The 18731-nt window shown below is 59.7% G+C and carries 21 protein-coding genes and 1 tRNA gene; 13 read left to right on the forward strand and 9 right to left on the reverse strand.

The window, feature by feature from the left end; translation table 11 throughout:
• Positions 1-25 precede the first annotated feature (25 nt).
• From HTT03_RS05660 to HTT03_RS05690, 7 genes are read left to right on the forward strand one after another with little or no spacing between them, the layout of a single operon-like run.
• Positions 26-316: an SCP2 sterol-binding domain-containing protein gene (locus HTT03_RS05660; RefSeq protein WP_174858866.1), complete on the forward strand. Its 291-nt coding sequence runs from the start codon at positions 26-28 to the stop codon at positions 314-316.
• A complete protein-coding gene (locus tag HTT03_RS05665) occupies positions 316-1263 on the forward strand; it encodes an alpha/beta fold hydrolase (RefSeq protein ID WP_174858867.1) in 948 nt (315 codons plus the stop codon). The genes HTT03_RS05660 and HTT03_RS05665 overlap by 1 nt, the downstream gene beginning before the upstream one ends.
• Before the next feature lie 48 nt (positions 1264-1311).
• Entirely contained in the window at positions 1312-2316 is a 1005-nt protein-coding gene (locus HTT03_RS05670) for a ligase-associated DNA damage response exonuclease (RefSeq protein WP_174858868.1), read from the forward strand.
• Positions 2313-3911 carry an ATP-dependent DNA ligase gene (locus tag HTT03_RS05675; RefSeq protein WP_174858869.1) on the forward strand — a complete coding sequence of 533 codons (1599 nt, stop codon included), beginning with the start codon at positions 2313-2315 and terminating at the stop codon, positions 3909-3911. Before HTT03_RS05670 ends, HTT03_RS05675 begins: the two co-directional genes overlap by 4 nt.
• A gap of 56 nt (positions 3912-3967) precedes the next feature.
• Positions 3968-5785, forward strand: a complete 1818-nt coding sequence (locus HTT03_RS05680; RefSeq protein ID WP_174858870.1) for a M3 family oligoendopeptidase — start codon at positions 3968-3970, stop codon at positions 5783-5785.
• A gap of 44 nt (positions 5786-5829) precedes the next feature.
• Entirely contained in the window at positions 5830-6630 is an 801-nt protein-coding gene (locus HTT03_RS05685) for an alpha/beta fold hydrolase (RefSeq protein WP_174858871.1), read from the forward strand.
• A 3-nt stretch (positions 6631-6633) separates the two neighbouring features.
• Positions 6634-8025 (forward strand): sensor histidine kinase, encoded by a 1392-nt coding sequence (locus tag HTT03_RS05690; RefSeq protein WP_174858872.1) that lies wholly within the window; start codon positions 6634-6636, stop codon positions 8023-8025.
• Between the two features lie 31 nt (positions 8026-8056).
• Here the strand turns inward: HTT03_RS05690 and HTT03_RS05695 are convergent, their stop codons facing one another.
• The 3 genes from HTT03_RS05695 to HTT03_RS05705 form a co-directional block, all read right to left on the reverse strand.
• Positions 8057-8326 (reverse strand): DksA/TraR family C4-type zinc finger protein, encoded by a 270-nt coding sequence (locus HTT03_RS05695; RefSeq protein ID WP_174858873.1) that lies wholly within the window; start codon positions 8324-8326, stop codon positions 8057-8059.
• A gap of 221 nt (positions 8327-8547) precedes the next feature.
• Complete coding sequence (locus HTT03_RS05700) at positions 8548-8922, reverse strand: hypothetical protein (RefSeq protein WP_174858874.1); 375 nt, start codon at positions 8920-8922, stop codon at positions 8548-8550.
• A 199-nt stretch (positions 8923-9121) separates the two neighbouring features.
• Positions 9122-9682: a protein-tyrosine phosphatase family protein gene (locus tag HTT03_RS05705; protein ID WP_174858875.1), complete on the reverse strand. Its 561-nt coding sequence runs from the start codon at positions 9680-9682 to the stop codon at positions 9122-9124.
• Positions 9683-9780: 98 nt separating this feature from the next.
• On the opposite strand from HTT03_RS05705, the gene HTT03_RS05710 reads away from it, so the two are divergent.
• On the forward strand, positions 9781-10407 hold the full coding sequence (locus HTT03_RS05710; RefSeq protein WP_174858876.1) for a GntR family transcriptional regulator: 627 nt from the start codon (positions 9781-9783) through the stop codon (positions 10405-10407).
• 52 nt (positions 10408-10459) lie between these two features.
• Here the strand turns inward: HTT03_RS05710 and rpoH are convergent, their stop codons facing one another.
• Complete coding sequence (gene rpoH / locus HTT03_RS05715; RefSeq protein ID WP_174858877.1) at positions 10460-11356, reverse strand: RNA polymerase sigma factor RpoH; 897 nt, start codon at positions 11354-11356, stop codon at positions 10460-10462.
• 173 nt (positions 11357-11529) lie between these two features.
• On the reverse strand, positions 11530-12573 hold the full coding sequence (locus HTT03_RS05720; protein ID WP_174859000.1) for an RluA family pseudouridine synthase: 1044 nt from the start codon (positions 12571-12573) through the stop codon (positions 11530-11532).
• Between HTT03_RS05720 and HTT03_RS05725 the strand changes: the two genes are divergently transcribed.
• The gene (locus HTT03_RS05725) at positions 12572-12862 is read left to right on the forward strand and encodes a DUF6476 family protein (protein WP_174858878.1); all 291 of its coding nucleotides are present in this window, start codon (positions 12572-12574) and stop codon (positions 12860-12862) included. The two genes, HTT03_RS05720 and HTT03_RS05725, sit on opposite strands and share 2 nt — an antisense overlap.
• On the opposite strand, the gene HTT03_RS05730 is transcribed toward HTT03_RS05725, so the two are convergent.
• On the reverse strand, positions 12863-13648 hold the full coding sequence (locus HTT03_RS05730; RefSeq protein WP_174858879.1) for an inositol monophosphatase family protein: 786 nt from the start codon (positions 13646-13648) through the stop codon (positions 12863-12865).
• A 164-nt stretch (positions 13649-13812) separates the two neighbouring features.
• Between HTT03_RS05730 and HTT03_RS05735 the strand changes: the two genes are divergently transcribed.
• The gene (locus tag HTT03_RS05735; protein ID WP_174858880.1) at positions 13813-14853 is read left to right on the forward strand and encodes an NADP-dependent oxidoreductase; all 1041 of its coding nucleotides are present in this window, start codon (positions 13813-13815) and stop codon (positions 14851-14853) included.
• Positions 14854-15120: 267 nt separating this feature from the next.
• Here HTT03_RS05735 and HTT03_RS05740 read toward each other — a convergent pair whose 3' ends face one another.
• Complete coding sequence (locus HTT03_RS05740) at positions 15121-16026, reverse strand: LysR family transcriptional regulator (RefSeq protein ID WP_174858881.1); 906 nt, start codon at positions 16024-16026, stop codon at positions 15121-15123.
• A 94-nt stretch (positions 16027-16120) separates the two neighbouring features.
• Between HTT03_RS05740 and HTT03_RS05745 the strand changes: the two genes are divergently transcribed.
• Positions 16121-16987, forward strand: coding sequence for a methylenetetrahydrofolate reductase (locus HTT03_RS05745; protein WP_174858882.1), 867 nt, complete (start codon positions 16121-16123; stop codon positions 16985-16987).
• 81 nt (positions 16988-17068) lie between these two features.
• The gene (locus HTT03_RS05750) at positions 17069-17551 is read left to right on the forward strand and encodes a PaaI family thioesterase (protein ID WP_174858883.1); all 483 of its coding nucleotides are present in this window, start codon (positions 17069-17071) and stop codon (positions 17549-17551) included.
• Positions 17552-17570: 19 nt separating this feature from the next.
• Here HTT03_RS05750 and HTT03_RS05755 read toward each other — a convergent pair.
• Positions 17571-17647, reverse strand: a tRNA-His gene (locus tag HTT03_RS05755).
• 331 nt (positions 17648-17978) lie between these two features.
• Here HTT03_RS05755 and HTT03_RS05760 point away from each other — a divergent pair.
• Positions 17979-18167: a DUF6324 family protein gene (locus tag HTT03_RS05760; RefSeq protein WP_174858884.1), complete on the forward strand. Its 189-nt coding sequence runs from the start codon at positions 17979-17981 to the stop codon at positions 18165-18167.
• Positions 18168-18173: 6 nt separating this feature from the next.
• On the opposite strand, the gene HTT03_RS05765 is transcribed toward HTT03_RS05760, so the two are convergent.
• Positions 18174-18650 (reverse strand): MmcB family DNA repair protein, encoded by a 477-nt coding sequence (locus tag HTT03_RS05765; RefSeq protein ID WP_425506294.1) that lies wholly within the window; start codon positions 18648-18650, stop codon positions 18174-18176.
• Between the last annotated feature and the right edge of the window lie 81 nt (positions 18651-18731).

The raw sequence follows: 18731 nt of genomic DNA on the forward strand, positions 1-18731 counted from the left end.
GCCAAATGCCAAAAAAGGGCGAGCGATGAGCGATATTGTGAACGAAGCGGTTGTGGTGCTGAACGAAAAGCTGGCCGGTAGCGATTTTGACGGCACGGCCAAATTCGACATTGAAGACGAAGGCACCGTGATGATGGATGAGAACGGCGCACGTGCAGGTGATGACGAAGCCGACGTGACGTTGAGCGCCGATGCAGAGACCTTCCAGTCGATCCTTGAGGGCGACACCAACCCCACATCCGCTTTCATGACCGGCAAGCTCAAGATCGACGGTGACATGGGCATGGCGATGAAACTCGCCGCCGTCCTCGGCTGATGCAGCTCGACCCGGCCCCGCTTTTCACCGATATCGCACCCGGACCAGAGGGCGGCAAAGCCTATTGGGCCGAAACGTCGGATGGCAAGCGGATCAGGCTGGGTCATTGGCCGCTTGAGAATGCCCGCGGCACGGTGCTGCTGTTCCCCGGGCGCACGGAATATATCGAAAAATACGGGCTTTGCGCTACTGAGTTGGCGCGGCGCGGGCTGGCCACCTTGGCGATTGACTGGCGCGGTCAGGGATTGGCGGACCGGCTGCTGCCTGACAAGCGCATTGGCCATGTGGATGCCTTTGGCGACTATCAAAAAGACGTGGCCACCATGCTGCGGGCCGCGCGCAGCCTGAACCTGCCACGCCCCTATTTTCTGCTGGCCCATTCCATGGGCGGCTGCATCGGGCTGCGTGCCGTGATGGAGGGGTTGCCGGTGCAGGCCGCTGCCTTTACCGGCCCGATGTGGGGCATCTATGTCGCACCGCAACTGCGGGCTGTGGCATGGTCGATGGCGCAGCTTATGCCGCAGATCGGTCAAGGCCACCGTCTGCCGCCGGGCACCAGAATTGACCCCTACCCGCTCATCGCGCCATTTGAGGACAATCTGCTTACGACCGACCAGCAGATGTACGACATGATGCGCGACCAACTGGCCGCCCACCCTGAATTAAGCCTCGGCGGTCCCAGCTTTGTCTGGCTGCGCGAGGCGCTGGCCGAGACCAAACATCTCGCGGGGCGGTCTGCGCCCAATATGCCCTGCGTCACCTTCCTTGGCAGCAATGAACGGATCGTCGCGACTGACCGTGTCCATCGACGCATGAATGAATGGAAAGGCGGGCGGCTGGAGATTGTCGAAGGGGGCGAGCATGAGGTGCTCTTAGAGGTGCCTGAGCTACGCAATCCCATTTTCGACGGTTTGGAAAAGCTCTATCTGGGCTGCGTCGCCGCATAGAGCGTCATTTTCCTGTGCAATCGCCGCGCGCCGCCTAGATTGCTCAGAATGACACGCGAACCCGTCCTGACCTTTACCGAAAACGGCATCTACTGCGCTGCTGGAGATTTCTACATTGACCCGTGGCGCCCTGTCGCGCGGGCGCTGATCACCCATGGCCACGCCGACCATGCCCGCGACGGCATGGGCAGCTACCTCGCCACAGATGCCGCCCTGCCCGTCATGCGCCACCGTCTGGGCGAGATCGACGCTGAAGGCATCGCCTATGGTGAGCGTCGGCAGATCGGCGGGGCCACGGTGTCTTTCCACCCCGCAGGCCATGTGCCGGGCAGCGCGCAGATCAGGGTTGAGGTCGCAGGCGAGGTCTGGGTCGCATCGGGGGACTATAAGGTCATCGACGACGGCATGTCCGAGCCTTTCGAGCCGGTCAAATGCCACCATTTTATTACTGAGAGTACCTTTGGTCTGCCAGTCTTTCGCTGGGCGCCGCAGGCCGATGTGGCGGCTGATCTTAACGCGTGGTGGGCGCGCTGTGCAGCCGAGGGCAAGACTGCTTTCCTAGGCGCCTATTCACTGGGCAAGGCGCAACGCCTGCTGTCGATGCTCGACCCCCACGTCGGCCCGATCCTGACTCATACGGCAGTGGAGAACACCAATGCCGTGCTGCGCGGCCAAGGCATCACCCTGCCCGACACCATGTTGGTCACGCCTGAACTGAACCCCAAAGACCACCCCGGCGCTCTGGTGCTCGCCCCGCCCTCGGCGCTTGGCAGCCAATGGGCGCGGCGCTTTGGCAAGCAGGAGAGCGCTTTTGCCTCCGGCTGGATGGCTTTGCGCGGCGTGCGCAGGCGGCGTGCGGGGGACCGGGGGTTTGTTATCTCCGACCATGCCGACTGGGACGGGCTGCTCTGGGCGATCCGCGAGACAGGTGCGGAAAACATATACGTTACGCATGGTTATACGGATATCTTCACGCGATACCTTAACGAGCAAGGCTGGAACGCGCAGGTCGTCCCGACCCAGTTCGACAGCGACGGAGGTGACAGCGAATGAAGGATTTTGCCGCCCTCTTTAACGCCGTCGACCAGACCACCAAGACCACAATCAAAGTCGCCGCCTTGGCCGAGTATTTCACTACGGCTGAAGAGACCGACCGTCTCTGGACCGTCGCGCTCTTTTCAGGTCGCCGCCCGAAGCGCGCCGTGACCACGACCAAACTGCGCGAATGGGCCTCCGAAGCCTCCGGCGTGCCGCTGTGGCTTTTCGAGGACAGCTACGCCATTGTCGGTGATCTGGCCGAGACCATCGCGCTTGTCTTGCCGCCTGTCGACAGCGACGACACCGGCACGCTCACCTCATGGATCAACGCCCTGCGCGGGTTGAAAGAGGAAGACGACGCCGCCCGCAAGGCCTTCGTCCTCTCTGCATGGCAACAGCTTGGCGGGACCGAGCGGTTTTTGTTCAACAAGCTCATCACCGGCGGCTTTCGCATTGGCATCAGCCAAAAGCTGATGACCCGCGCCCTGTCTCGCGCCACTGGTCGCCCCGAGCCGGAGATGGCGCATCGCCTGATGGGCAATTGGCATCCGGACGACGTGACGTGGCACAGCCTCATCGAGGCCGAAGACGCGAGCGCCGACGCCTCGCGCCCCTATCCGTTCTACCTCGCCTATGCGCTGGAGGATACGCCGGAAGCCTTGGGCGATCCAACCGATTGGCGGGCAGAGTGGAAATGGGACGGCATCCGCGGCCAGTTGATCCTGCGCGATGGCGACTATTTCGTGTGGTCACGGGGCGAAGAACTCATGACCGACCGTTTCCCCGAACTCGCCCGCGCCGCTGACCATATGCCCCCCGGCACGGTGCTCGACGGGGAATTGCTGGTCTGGCAACCGGGGGCGGAGTTCCCCTCCTCATTCAATGCGCTACAGGCCCGGATTGGCCGCAAGACCGTGCCGAAAAAGCTGCTCGCCGAAGCGCCCGTGATCCTGCACGCCTATGACATGCTCGAATGGCGGGGCGAAGACATCCGCCACCGCCCCTTTGCCGAGCGCCGCGCCCTGCTGGAAAAGGCCAGCGCCGATCTGCCCGCTGACGCTCCAATCCGCCTGTCGCCACAGCACAAGTTCACCGATTGGACCGAGCTCGCCACGCTGCGTGACACCGCCCGCGACGCACAGGCCGAAGGGCTGATGCTGAAACGCGCCGACAGCCCGTACCTGTCGGGCCGCAAGAAGGGCGATTGGTGGAAATGGAAGCTTGACCCGCTGACCATCGACGCGGTGATGATCTATGCGCAATCCGGCTCAGGCCGCCGGGCGAACCTCTTTACGGATTTCACCTTCGCAGTCTGGAACGGCAACGATCTGGTACCCTTCACCAAAGCCTACTCCGGCCTCACGGATGCCGAATTCCGCCAGATCACCGCATGGGTGCGCAAGAACACGCTGCAACGTTTTGGCCCGGTGCGGCAGGTGACCCCGCACCATGTCTTTGAAATCGCTTTTGAAGGCATCCAGCCCAGCCCGCGCCATAAATCCGGCGTCGCCCTGCGCTTTCCGCGTATGCTGCGCTGGCGCAAGGACAAGCCGTTGCAGGAAGCAAACACGCTGGATGACCTGAAAGAAATGCTGCGCATCTACGGGTAGCTTGTCCCTGCGCGCCGGGAGGCATAGATGTGACGAAACGCAAAAGAGGTACACCGATGTTTCAGCTTCCCTTCCCGCTTCGCGACGCCAATGCCACTGCCGGGGGCAAAGACCTCGGCGATCTGCCGGAATGGGACTTGAGCGACCTCTACACCAGCGAAGACGCGGCGGAACTGAAACGCGATCTGGACTGGCTGGAAGAGGCTTGTGAGAGCTTTGCGGCAGACTACGAAGGCAAGCTGGCTGACCTGGACGCCAAAGGTCTGCTCGACTGTGTGCTGCGCAATGAGAAGATCAATCAGGTCGCCGGGCGCATCATGTCCTACGCGGGGCTGCGCTATTACCAACTCACGACGGACGCAGGCCGGGCCAAGTTCATGTCCGACATGCAGGAAAAGATCACCGACTATACCACGCGGCTGGTCTTCTTCACGCTGGAGCTGAACAAACTGCCGGACGACCATCTGGCCAATCTGCTCGACCAAGACGCCGATCTCGCTCGTTACAAGCCGGTGTTTGACCGCATCCGTGCGATGAAACCTTATCAACTGTCTGACGAGATGGAGAAATTCCTCCACGATCTCGGCGTCGTGGGTGACGCGTGGGAGCGGATGTTTGACGAAACCATCGCGGGGCTGGAGTTCGAGGTCGACGGTGAGACGCTCAACATCGAAGGCACGCTGAACCTGCTGACCGACCCCGATCGTGCCAAGCGCGAAGCAGGCGCGCGGGAATTGGCGAACGTGCTTGGCGCAAACATCCGCACCTTTGCCCGCGTCCACAACACCCAGGTGAAAGAGAAAGAGGTCATCGACCGCTGGCGCGGCATGGAGACGCCGCAGACCGGGCGCCACCTGAGCAACCATGTCGAGCCCGAGGTCGTCGAAGCGCTGCGCAACGCTGTGGTCGAGGCCTACCCGAAGCTAAGCCACCGCTACTATGAACTCAAGCGCAAGTGGCTCGGCCTCGACGTCATGCAGGTCTGGGACCGCAACGCGCCGCTGCCGATGGAAGACCCCAAGGTTGTCGACTGGGCGCAGGCCGAAGAGACCGTGATGGAAGCCTATACCGCCTTTGATCCGCGCATGGGTGAGTTGGCGAAACCGTTTTTCACCAAGGGCTGGATCGACGCGGGTGTGAAACCGGGCAAGGCACCGGGCGCCTTTGCGCATCCGACTGTGACCAACGTCCACCCCTACGTGATGCTGAACTACCTTGGCAAACCGCGTGACGTGATGACGTTGGCGCATGAGTTGGGCCATGGTGTACACCAAGTGCTGGCCGCCGATCAGGGTGAAATGCTCTCCTCCACCCCGCTGACACTGGCCGAAACCGCATCCGTCTTTGGCGAGATGCTTACCTTCCGCAAGATGCTCGACAAGGCCCAGACCCAAGCCGAGCGCAAGGTGCTGCTGGCGGGCAAGGTTGAGGACATGATCAACACGGTCGTCCGCCAGATCGCCTTTTACGACTTCGAGTGCAAATTGCACGAAGCACGCCGTGGCGGCGAGTTGACGCCTGATGACATCAACGCACTGTGGATGTCCGTGCAGGCTGAAAGCCTTGGACCGGCGTTCGAGTATATGGAGGGCTACGAGACCTTCTGGGCCTATATCCCGCACTTCGTCCACTCGCCCTTCTACGTCTATGCCTATGCCTTTGGCGACGGTCTGGTGAACGCGCTCTACGCGGTCTATGCCGAGGGTGAAGAAGGCTTCGAAGACAAGTATTTCGAGATGCTCAAAGCCGGCGGATCAAAGCACCACAAAGAACTCCTCGCGCCCTTTGGGTTGGATGCTTCTGACCCCGCCTTCTGGGACAAGGGTCTGAGCATGATTTCTGGTATGATTGACGAGTTAGAAGCGATGGAATAACCGTGGGCGAACGTCTTTTGCACTAATTTCGAGGGGTGCTCGCTATGTCGGCTTTAAAGCGCAATAACGTGAACCTCGTTGGACAAGGGCAAAAGACGATCGTCTTCGTGCATGGCTTCGGCTGTGACCAGACGATGTGGCGCTTTGTGGCGCCGGCATTCGAAGAGAACTACCGCGTGGTGCTCTATGATTTGACCGGCGCTGGCCAATCCGACCTTTCAGCCTATGACTTTGACCGCTACAGCGATCTTTCCGCCCATGCGGCTGACCTGATCGAGATCTGCGACGCGCTTGAGCTTGAGGAGCCGATTGTGATTGGCCATTCGGTCGGGGCGATCATCGCGGGCCTCGCAGCCGCCGACAATCCCGGCCGCTTTGGGCAGGTGGTGATGGTTTCGCCCTCGCCCTCTTTCGTGAACGACGGTGAGTATATCGGCGGTTTCGACAGGGCCGATCTGCTTCAGGTGATCGACTTCATGCAGGAAAACTACCTTGGCTGGGCCGAACAAATGGCCCCGGCCATCGCTGGCCAGCAGTCCGAAGGCGATAGCGCGCGCCTGCTAACCAAGAGCTTTTGCCGCACCAATCCCGACATCGCGCGACATTTCGGACGGGTGACTTTTCTGTCTGATCGGCGGTCTGACATGACCCGTATCAAGACCCCGACCCTGATCCTTCAGTGTGACGACGATGCAATCGCCCCCGTGGCCGTGGGCGATTGGATGTATAACACGATGACCGGCGCGACCCTGCGGGTGATCGAAGCTGTTGGCCACTGTCCTCATATGACGGAGCCGAAAAAGGTCATCCGCGAAATCAATCGCTACCTTAACGAGAGCGGCTGAGCCTTGAGCACGCCCCCCAGCCTCCCCCCTGAGGACGCTCAGCTTTTAATCGACCAAGCAGACAGCGGCTTTGTCGTGACTGATCACAATGCCAATATCACCTATTGCAACAGCCGTTTTGCAGCCTGGAACAACGCGTCTGCCGGTGAATTAATCGGACTTCGTCTGTCTCATCTGCTCGACGTGCCGGGCCGCGTGTTTTTTGAAACGCATATCATGCCGATGATCCTGCTTCAGGGCTTTGCGCGCGAAATCCTATGCCGTCTGAACCCCAAGGACAGCGAGCGGCTGCCGATCTTGCTTAACGCCAGCCGCCATCCTGCGGATGAAGGCCCAGAAGCGCGTATTGTGTTCAACATCTTTAACGCGACCGAGCGGGCGATGTATGAAAACGACCTGCGCCGGGCGCGGGATGACGCAGAAGAACTGGCTGCCGTAATCCGCTCCGCGCAGGTTGCGATCTTTCGCATCGATAACGAAGGTCGGGTCAAGAACTTTAACCATCGGGCAGCGACGATGTTTGGATTTGACCCGGCGCAGGGCATTGGTCGCATGATCACCGACTTGGCGCCCCTGCCCGATGACCCTGAGTGGTTCGACCGCATTAAGCCACAAGCGTTGCAGGGCGAAGCACCTGAGTTCTTCGAAGCTCAAACCGAAAGCGGCATTCATCTTTCCATCTCACTCACCCCCATCACGGAAGGTGGCGAACGCACGCCCCACCCCGATTTCTCGCTGCTGATGCGCGATGTGACAGAGCGGATGCGGACTGAGCGGCAGTTGCAAATCACCCTGCAAGAACTGAACCACCGCGTCAAAAACAACCTCGCTGTCGTAACCGGCATTGCCCGTCAGACCTTCCGCTCCGAAGCCTCGGCCGATGAAGCGGCCCGCTTTATGGCGCGGCTGCAATCTATGGCCAAAGCGCATGACCTACTGGTGTCGAACAATTGGCGCAGCACCAGCATCCGCGACATGGCGCAGCTCACGGCCGAAGAATCGGGCATGGTCGCGCAGTTTGACATTGATGGGCCAGAGGTGGTTTTCGCGCCGCAAAGCGTGGCAATGCTGGCGCTCGCGCTTTTTGAATTGATGACCAACGCGATGAAATACGGCGCGTTGACCTCCGACCACGGGCGCGTCGCCCTGCACTGGACCCTGACCGGAGAAGGCAACGATCAGCGCTTCTGCCTGAAATGGCAGGAAACCGGTGGCCCGCCGCTAAAACAAGAGGCGCGAGACATCGGTTTTGGCTCAAAACTCGTCAAGCGCCTCGTCGCCGCAGAGCTCGGCGGCACCGCGCAGTTGGACTTTGCACCGACCGGATTGGTCTACACGCTAGAGGCCCCCTACAAAGGCCCAGAGGACGCCAAGGCCCCGCGTCATTTGTTATAACGATTGCAGCAGCCCATTGGCCAGCCCGCCCTCACTTAAGCTGGCTGTCCTTTGAGCCGCGCCGGTTAATGCCACCGCGCATCTGTTGCTGGCCGTCACGTTCGCGCACACAGTCAATGCAAAGCTTAACGCCCGGCAAGGCAAGGCGCCGTGCTTCGGGTATCGGCTCTTCACATTCGGCGCATTCAAGCAGGCTCTCACCCACGGGCGCACGGCGGGCCTTTAGCCGCGCAAGTTCATCCGAAATAGACGCTTCGATCTGTTCACTCACTGCCCCATCACGGGCCCATCCGCCAGCCATGGCCTAACCTCCAAAACCTGAAAATCACCCCCGCGCCGCTGTCAATTCATCGCCTCGCGCGGTCTGTTGGTCATAAGATGGGTCTGAACAAAGACTTAATCAAGCCACCCCCGTGATGGACTGCCATTGCCCTCCTTTGCTGTTCTCCTTAGTCAAAAAAAAACCGCACCTCGAAAGATGCGGCAAGTCTGGCATTTGGGTCTTCAAACGAAGGCAGTAATTCAAGCGACTTTTAGTGCGCCCTCCCGTTCTTGCTGATCGAAACGTACGGACAGGCTAATGGCAGTTTGGATCAACCGCTTGCGCAAGTCCTGGGATTGCCCTGCGCGGCGCAAGGGGACGCTGGTGAGCAAATAAGCGGTCCGCGGTGGGCTGGAAGGATGATGCGAATAGGTCACGGCGACACAGGCTTCAATGCGGCCGAAATCGCGACAATAGCGAACCTTGGTGATATTTGCGCGCAGCACCTCATAGCTCACCGGGCGGCTGTGCGCATTAAGCGAGATATCGACCGGCTCATACAAGCGCCGTTTCCGCATCAACTCACCATTCGTGAGGGGCTTGTAGGTGTGAATAACTTCTGAGCGCATAAACATGATAGAACCTCGCCTCTGTGTAACTCTTCGTTAATCTTTCTCCCTTTGGGCAGATGATCCGACCTAGTGCCGCCCCACGTCCCCAACCTGTATACATGTCTTGTTGCCGAATTGTGGCAGGAAAAAGGCGAGAACTTGCAGGAATTACGGCAACCTGGCTTTCCGCTGCATAACCTTACGTCAACCTAATGCCGCACGCTCAAGCGGCCTGATACGCACGGAGCCAGTTTTCTTGGACCTGATTCTCGATCGCTTCAGAGAAATTCCGGCGGACGAAGGGGATCGCTTTTGACGCTGACATGCCGCAGGCGATGAGTAACAAGGCCGCCGTCAACCCGCTTCGCCCCGCGCCATACTGGCAGCACAGTGCAATGGTCTCACCACGCTCAAAGGCAGCAAGGCAACGGGTTTCATGGCCCGGCCATTTGGTCATAAACCCTTCGTCTGGAACTGAAAAATCACGGATAGACGAAAACCAAAGTGTCAGCCCCTGCTGCTCCGCCGCTCCACGAAGCAGATCAAACGCGCCCTCTGGCAGCTCCTCCTCTTCAGTCAAGACCAACAGGCGCCGCGCGCCCGTCCGCACAAGACCCGCCAATGTCTCATCCATTTGCGCGGGGTCCAGATAGGCTGCCCCATCAACATCTGTCGCAAGACCGGGGAACCCCGCCATTGCAATATGCCCACCCCGTGGTGTTGCAAACACCGCTCTGATTGAGGTCGCCTCACCGTCGAACGACGGGGTCTGAGCTGCGGACATAGGTAAATTCCTGAAACAAATTGAGGTTGCGCTTACCTACATGTATACATGTGCAGACATCAAGCTGGCACTGTCGTTGGATTGAAGGGAGTTTTCAAATGCTGAAGGGCAGCCAGTCCAGCCAACATATCGCAGAGGCACTGCGTGCTGACATCTGCCTTGCGCAGTCGTCTGACGATCAAATGCTGCATGAAGGCGCGTTGGCACAACGTTTTGGCGTCTCGCGCACGCCAGTGCGTCAGGCTTTGCAGCGTCTATCCTATGAACGCATGATCACGGTAAAATCTGGGATCGGCTCGGTCATTTCGCCACTGGAGGATCCGCAGCGCGATGATGATCTGCGTGCAGCCGTAGCGGTGATCAAAGCGGTGGCCGCCTGCGCATCTGACGCACCTGCCTCGGCGGCCCAGGTGATGGATTTTGCCGGTATGTTGGGGCTGCTTGCAGTAAGTGATCTCGGACGAGCCGAAGACTTCTTTCAACTGCGCGCCCGGTTGGCCGCATCGCTGTCTGCGTTAATCGAAAACCCGATCTTGAAGGACGCTTTCCATGCGGCTTATTGGCGTCTGATCCGCTGGCGAATTCAAGACTTGCGCAGCAATCCTGCCGCACAAGCCGCTTTGTTGGATCGGTTGGTCAACACCATCATTCAGACATTGCAGCAGGATACGGTCGCGGCCACCTTCGAAAAGGTCGCTGCTTTAGAGGGCCATCCCCCGGACTGACATGCCGCATATAAAACGCCCCCTACTATCGGTTAGCAGGGGGCGCTCAGTGTTAATCAGCGGGCACCATGCCCTTTTCTTTCGCCAATTCACGCATACGTTTCTGCAGCTTTTCAAACGCGCGCACTTCGATCTGACGAATACGCTCTCGGCTCACGGCATACTGGGTCGAGAGGTCTTCCAGCGTGACAGTCTCATCCGACAACCTGCGTTGCGTGAGAATGTCTTTCTCGCGGTCGTTCAGAACCTCTAGCGCCTCAGCCAGCATCTCGCGGCGGGTTTGAAGCTCATCGCGCTCTGCGTAGTCGCCAGCCTGATCGGCGTCCTCATCCTCTAGCCAATCTTGCCATTGCATCGTGCCTTCGCCTTCAGAACCGACAGTGGCGTTCAGCGAAGCATCGCCGCCAGACATCCGTCGGTTCATCGACACGACTTCAGCCTCGGTCACGCCAAGCTGGGTCGCAATTTCGGTCACGTTCTCAGGCCGCAGGTCGCCTTCTTCCAAGGCACCGATCTTGTTCTTAGCCTTGCGAAGGTTAAAGAACAGTTTCTTTTGGCCGGAGGTCGTCCCCAGTTTCACCAAGGACCAAGAGCGTAGGATATACTCTTGGATCGACGCCCGGATCCACCACATCGCGTAGGTGGCAAGGCGGAAGCCCTTCTCCGGATCAAAGCGTTTCACAGCCTGCATGAGCCCCACATTCGCCTCTGAGATCACTTCAGCCTGCGGCAACCCATATCCGCGATAGCCCATCGCGATCTTCGCCGCGAGGCGCAGGTGCGAGGTCACCATCTTATGAGCCGCTTCGGTGTCCTGTTCCTCAACCCAGCGTTTGGCCAGCATGTATTCTTCCTCAGGCTCCAACAGAGGGAACTTGCGGATTTCTTGCATATAGCGGTTTAACCCGCCTTCGGGTGTTGGTGCGGGCAGATTTGCATAATTCGCCATGTCATGTCCCTTTCCCAGTTCATTTCCGGGCCTATGTTATTACACTTAACATGCAATATGGGCGGCCCGCTCTGTGCTTTCAAGGCGGAAGCATCTGCGCTTCTGTTCACCTTTGCACAACGTCTGTGAACAAAACGTAACCAGCGAGGGGCAAGTTCCCCTCCTCAGACGGGTCAGCCGGAGGCTGGCGGACCCTCGCGCAGCATATCCAGCAAATCTGCCATATCAGGGGGCAAAGGCGCTTCAAAACGCAGGTTTTCTCCGGTGACAGGGTGTTCGAACCCCAAAACAGCGGCGTGGAGCGCCTGTCGTGGAAAGGCACGAACAGCCTCAGCCGTGGCTTCTGGAAGGGCCGACTTCGCCAGTTTGCGCCGGCCGCCATAGGTGGCATCCCCCACAAGTCCGTGACCGGCGTGGGACATATGCACGCGAATTTGATGTGTGCGACCGGTTTCCAGCCAACATTCCATCAGCGCCAATACGGGCGGCTTGCCAAAGCGCGCCACGGTGCGTGCGCGGGTCACGGCGTGGCGACCGCCTTGGAACAGCACAGCTTGCCGTTGACGATCGGTCTTGTGCCGCGCCAGTTGCGTGGTCATGCGCAGAATGTTCCCCGCCTCAAATGATGCCCCTTTGACGCCGCGCAAGCGCGGGTCATTGGCATCCGGCACCCCGTAGACGAGCGCTTGGTAATACCGTTCCACGGTATGTTTCTCAAACTGTGCGGCTAGCCCATGATGCGCCGCGTCGGACTTCGCGACGACCAGCAGACCAGTTGTATCTTTATCAATGCGGTGCACAATCCCGGGCCGCTTCATGCCGCCGACGCCTGAGAGATCATCACCGCAATGTGCTAACAATGCGTTAACCAGCGTGCCCGATGGCGAGCCCGGCGCGGGATGCACCACCATGCCGGCGGGTTTGTCGATCACGATTAGGTCGTCATCCTCGAACACCACAGACAGGGGGATATCTTCGGGGAGGATATGGCTCTCTGCCGCTTCCTCGACTTCGATCTGCACCACTTGTCCCTCGGCCACCTTGGCGCGTGGGTCCTGAACGACGGCACCATCCACGGTCACCGCCCCCTCTTCGATCAACCGACCCAAGCGCGTGCGCGATAGGTTCGCTGCCTCTGGCACATCGCGGGCCAGCGCCTTATCAAGACGGGCGGGCGGGCTTTCGCCCAGAATGAAATCAATGCGGCGGTGAGACATGGACACGGACAACCCTGATGAACCGGCGAACTTACGGTTTCTGCGGCGGATGGTGACGGTCTTGACCGTCGTGATGATTGGCGGGGTTCTAGTGCTGATCTTCGTGCTTGTCACCCGTCTGAGCGATCAAGGTCCGACCATGCCGCGCAGCATTACCCTGCCCGATGGCAGCAGCGCCCAAACGTTTACGCAAGGCCGCGGCTGGTATGCGGTGGTGACGGATGCGGACGAAATCCTCATCTTTGATCAGCTGACCGGCGAGCTGCGCCAGACGATTGCGATCGACTAATCAGCCGCGGATCGTCTTGGCGAAGGTTGAGAAGATCGGTTCGTTCGAGCAGACGATCTCGCCATGTTGCAGGATGTTCCGCTCAGGGCGGATCGCTTCCACGAGGCCACCGGCTTCTTTAACGATCAACATGCCCGCGGCCACGTCCCAAGGCTTCAGACGACGCTCCCAGAAACCGTCGTAACGGCCCGAGGCAACGTAAGCGAGATCAAGCGACGCCGCACCCCAGCGGCGCACACCGGCGCAAACGGGCAGCAAGCGGCCCAGATCTTTCAGGGTTTCGGGCAGATCGGCACGGCCCCCGAACGGCAGCCCCGTGGCAAAGATCGACTCGATCATCCGGTGACGACCAGACACACGCAGGCGGCCTTCGTTCATCCAAGCGCCGGTGCCTTTTTCGGCAAAGAACATCTCGTCTTTGGCGGGGTCAAAGACCACCCCGGCGACGATCTCGCCCTTATGTTCCAGCGCGATGGAAACGGCCCAATGCGGCAGGCCGTGCAGAAAGTTGGTTGTGCCATCCAGCGGATCGACGATCCAACGGCGCGTGTTGTCTTGGCCCTCGTCCTCGCCACCCTCTTCGGCCAGCCAGCCATAGGTCGGACGCGCGCCCATCAACTCGTCCTTGAGGATCTTCTCAGCGCCAATATCGGCTTTGGTCACGAAATCGCCCGCGCCTTTGACCGAGACCTGAAGGTTCTCGACCTCGCGGAAATCCTTGACCAATGCACGCCCCGCTTTGCGTGCTGCTTTGATCATGATGTTAAGATTCGCACTGCCGACCATTGTTCGCGCCCTTTGATGGATAAGGCGGGACGTATAGGGCGCAAGAGCACAATTGCCAAGGGGGCAGCGCCCACCGCGCCTGCTCAACTATTACGTAAGGTGCGGGGTTGTTTTCAGCGCATGAGAACGCAACTAGGACACATAGCAATTAAAAAGGAAAGCCGATGCCCGAACAGATGCAAAGAATCGTCCTCGCCAGCCGCCCCGATGGCGCGCCGACGTCCGAGAACTTCCGGCTCGAAACCGTCGATATGCCCACGCCGGGCGAAGGGGAGATCTTGGTTGAGGTGCATTACATGTCGCTCGACCCGTATATGCGAGGCCGGATGGACGATGCGGAATCCTATGCCCAGCCGGTGCCGATTGGCGGGCTGATGGAGGGCGGCAGCGTCGGCAAGGTCATCGCCTCAAATGACCCGAGCTTTGCTGAGGGTGATTTCGCCTTTGGAGCGTTCGGCTGGGCCACCCATGGTGTCGCCCCCGCCAAACAGTGCCAGAAGATCGACGCCAATGCCGTTCCGATCACCGCCTCGCTCGGCGTGCTGGGCATGCCCGGCCTGACTGGGTGGTTCGGCTTAAACGAGATCGGACAGCCGAAAGAGGGCGAAACGCTCGTCGTTGCTGCGGCGACTGGGCCGGTGGGTTCGGTCGTAGGGCAATTGGCCAAGGCCAAAGGTCTGCGCACCGTGGGCATCGCGGGCGGGCCGGAGAAATGCGAGATCGCCACGCGCGAGTTCGGCTTTGACGTTTGCCTAGACCATCGCGCCTATGACGATGCGAAATCCCTGCGCGCGGCGCTGAAAGAGGCGGCACCCGACGGGGTCGACATCTACTTTGAGAACGTCGGCGGCAAGGTTTTGGACGCGGTTCTGCCCGTAATGAACCCGCATGGCCGCATCCCGCTGTGTGGCATGATCGCTTGGTATAACGCAGGCGGTCTGGGCGCAGATGCCGAAGGCGCAGGCCTGACCGCCCCGCGTCTATGGCGGACGATCTTGGTGAACTTCCTCACCGTGCGCGGCTTTATCATCGCGAACCATTGGGACAAAATGCCGGAATTCCACCGCGAAGTGGGTCCAATGGTGGCGGATGGCCGCATGAAAGTGAAAGAAGACATCACCGAAGGGCTGGAAAATGCACCTCAGGCGTTTATCGAGATGCTGACTGGCGGGAACACCGGGAAGGCTATCGTTAAGGTGAAGTAAGCTTTGGAATGCGTCGTTCCGCCTGGTGGGGCGGCGCGTTCACCCACCCGGCCCGGAATCAAGCCGCGGGCGCCGGGCCATCGTCTGCCCGTTCGTCACGCTAGGGCGTGCCAATTTAGTAGGGTGCACCATTGGTGCGACCGGGTAGGCGATTAAGAGAGGCTGGGCGCTACTCCGCGAACGCATATCACGGCTGAACCATAAAGCGACATGAACCAACGGTCAGATCGCCCTCCCACGGGCAGGTGCTGGCCCTCGCTGCTAAGCTTAAGCCCGCTGCAACTTCCGCGCCTCCTGCCCGGCCAACTTCAATAACTCATCCATAAACGGCTTGCCCAGATCATCCTTGCGCACTGCCGCATAGAGCCGCCGTGTGATGCCATGTTCCGTCAAGGGCCGGGTCACGTAGTCTGAGGAATACTTGACCTCGCGCACCACCCAATCCGGCAGCACTGAGACCCCCCTATTCGACGCCACCAAGAGCAAGATCACCGCCGTCAACTCAACCTGCCGGATCGCCGCAGGCTCCACCTTCGCCGGGATCAACAGCTGACTGAACACATCCAACCGCGAGCGTTCCACCGGATAGGTGATCAGCGTTTCCCCCCGGAAATCCCCCGCCTCAATAAAGGGTTTCTCGGCCAAGGCATGGCTCTGCGCCGCCACGAATACCGGATTGTAATCAAAGAGTTCGACAAATTCGACACCCGGCAGTTCTTCGGGGTCTGATGACACGACGAGATCCACCTCCTCGCGCAGCAAGGCAGGCAGCGCGTCAAAGGCCAGACCGGGGCGGATATCGACATCCACATCCGGCCAATGGCGCCGGAACTGCTCCAACACCGGGAACAGCCACTCAAAACAGGCATGACACTCAATCGCGATATGCATCCGCCCGGTACTGCCCGCCCGCAGACCGGTAAACTCATCCTGCAAAGCCTCAACCTGCGGCAAAACCTGCTGCGCCAGCTTGAGCAACCGCTGCCCGGCGGGCGACAACTTCAACGGTTTCGAGCGCCGCACAAACAGCTCGACCCCTGCCTGATCCTCCAAGCCCTTCACTTGGTGACTCAGAGCCGATTGCGTGATATTCATCTGTTCCGCCGCACGGGCCAATCCGCCCGCTTCGTGAATGGCTTTAATCGTGCGCAGATGTCGGAACTCGATGTGCATGTGAGGCATTACTCATGTTCAAGATGAATGTTATGAATTTGTCTCACAGCGCTGGATGTGAAACAAGGCATGAAACCGTCAAAAGGATCAACCGATGACCACGCCTGCTGTCTCCTTCGAAGTCTTCCCGCCCCGCACTGTCGGCGCGGCGTTCAAACTGTGGGACGCGGCTCAGGCTTTGGCGCCTTTGGCCCCACGGTTTTTCTCGGTCACCTATGGCGCGGGCGGCACGACACGCGACCTCACCCACGATTCGGCCCATGTGCTGCACCGCACCTCTGGTCTGCCCGTTGCGGGCCACCTCACCTGCGTTGGTGCCAGTAAGGCTGAGACACTCGACGTCGCTGACAAATTCGCCGAAGCGGGCATTAAAGACATCGTCGCCCTGCGCGGCGATCCGCAGGCAGGCACCGACAAGTTCGAACCACATCCCGAAGGCTTCGCCGACAGTTGCGAGTTGATCGAGGCGTTGGCCAAGACTGACAAATTTACCATCCGCGTTGGCGCCTACCCCGATCCGCACCCCGAAGCGGCGGACCAACAGGCCAATATCGATTGGCTGAAACGCAAGTTCGACGCAGGCGCGGATGAAGCCCTGACCCAGTTCTTCTTTGAGGCTGACACCTTCCTGCGGTTCCGCGACGCCTGTGTCAAAGCGGGCATCGACAAGCCGATCACGCCGGGAATTCTGCCAGTGGTTAACTGGACCTCGGCCCGTAAATTTGCGGTGAAATGCGGCACGCCGGTCCCGACCTGGGTCGATCAGGCCTATGAGGCCGCGATCCGTGATGACCGCCACGATCTGCTTGCCCAGGCCATGTGTACGGAGCTTTGCAGTGACTTGATCGACGAAGGCGTCGATGCGCTGCATTTCTACACGCTCAACCGAGCCGAGTTGACCCGTGATGTCTGCCGCGCGATTGGTGTGACACCGCAGGTTGATCTCTCCGACGTTGCGTAACCCTTACACCTGACAGGCGGGGGCTTGCCCCTGCTCTGCGCGGGCGTATCCTCCACAGCGATTAACCTGTCGGAGAACCCTATGCCCCGCGTTGCCCAAAGCCCTGCTGACCTTTTGTCCCAATCCGAGGCGCTTAAGTTATCGGGCCTCGAATTCATGCAGGCGATTCTTGACGGCACCAACCCCGGCCCGCCGATTGGCCAGACCATGGGCTATGCGTTGCATGCGGTCGAAGAAGGCCGCATCGTCTTTCGCGGCGCGCCAAGTTTTGCCATGACCAATCCGATGGGAACCGTGCATGGCGGCTGGTACGGCACGCTGCTTGATTCCGCGATGGCCTGTGCGGTGATGACCAAAATCCCGCGCGGCTCGGTCTACACCACATTGGAATACAAAATAAATATCCTGCGCGGCCTGCCGTTGGGGATGGAGATCGACTGTATCGGCATCACTGACCACGTTGGCCGCTCCACCGGTGTGGCCCATGGCGAAATCCGTGGCATCGAAGATGGCAAGCTCTATGCCACAGGCTCGACCACCTGCATCGTGATGAAGTTGGGATGAGCAATGCGATGGGGGGGGGTGGTACCACCTCCTGGTCTCGAACCAGGGACCTCTTGATCCACAATCAAGCGCTCTAACCAACTGAGCTAAGGCGGCACTGGGGCGGATTTAGCGCCGGTGGCGACGGATTGCAAGACCTCAACCCGCGAAGGATTGCAGCTTTCTGAAAGATTTTTTCGCCAAGGGGCTACGATCCCTTGGTTACTCGACATGGATCCCTTGGTTACTGGACATGTCCATCGCCTGCAGGCCCATATTCGCCCGTTCTGCGCATCTCTGGCGAAAACCGGAAAGAACAGGCTGTTTGAGCGGATCGCTAGGATAGAGCGCTTCTCTCTCAGCCCTCTCCCCATCTACGCAACTCCACGGCGCTTGCCTTTCAGCCCGGCCCGCGCTAGCGATAGCCCCCATCAATTTGGAGACCGCTATGGGCATCGACACCGAACGCGACATCGAAGCAAACCTGCAAATCGGCCCGACGGACAAGGGCATGGTCCGACTGTTCGTCGAAGGCGGCGGCGTGGAAATCCCGATGGATTTCACCCCAGATGAGGCCCGCGAAATTGCCGAAGAGATCATGGCCGCTGCGAGCCGCGCCGCCAAGGTAAAGGGCTAATCGGCGCTAAGACCAGCTTGGTGCCATATCTGGATCGCGCAATCGATGCAGGCGCCGCGCGGCATGAGTCGCGAACTTCTGGATCATCACCTTGCGCCGTGCAGGCGCAAGTTTGCTTTCGAGCCCCATGCGGATCGTCTCGGCGCCATAGGCGTCCCCGATGATTAGGCCGCTTTCCTCTGGCAGCAGATCAATAGGGAAGTCGCTATCGACCGCCCAAAAGAAACGGTCCGCCCATTCTAAATAGCCCTCCCATTTTGCGTCGCCCATAAAGTCGGCGCGACAGGATTTGCACTCCACAATCCAAACCTCTCCCTTAGGCCCGAGCGCCATCACATCCACGCGCAAACCGCGCGTTGGCACCAGTTCCTCGACACAGGCGAAGCCCAAATCAGCAAGGTGTCGCATCACCCCGCGCGCCAAAAGCTGGCCGGGTTGGAACGTTTGTATGTCTGTCTCCATCATAGGGATAAATATGAACATTTGGTGAACATTGACAAGAGGCCGCGCCAAAGACTTTGGTAATTCCCCCGCCGCCCCCTATCTTGAAACCAGCAGAGCGAG

Origin of the sequence: Sulfitobacter maritimus (assembly GCF_013346665.1) — a bacterium.
Taxonomy (GTDB): domain Bacteria; phylum Pseudomonadota; class Alphaproteobacteria; order Rhodobacterales; family Rhodobacteraceae; genus Sulfitobacter; species Sulfitobacter maritimus.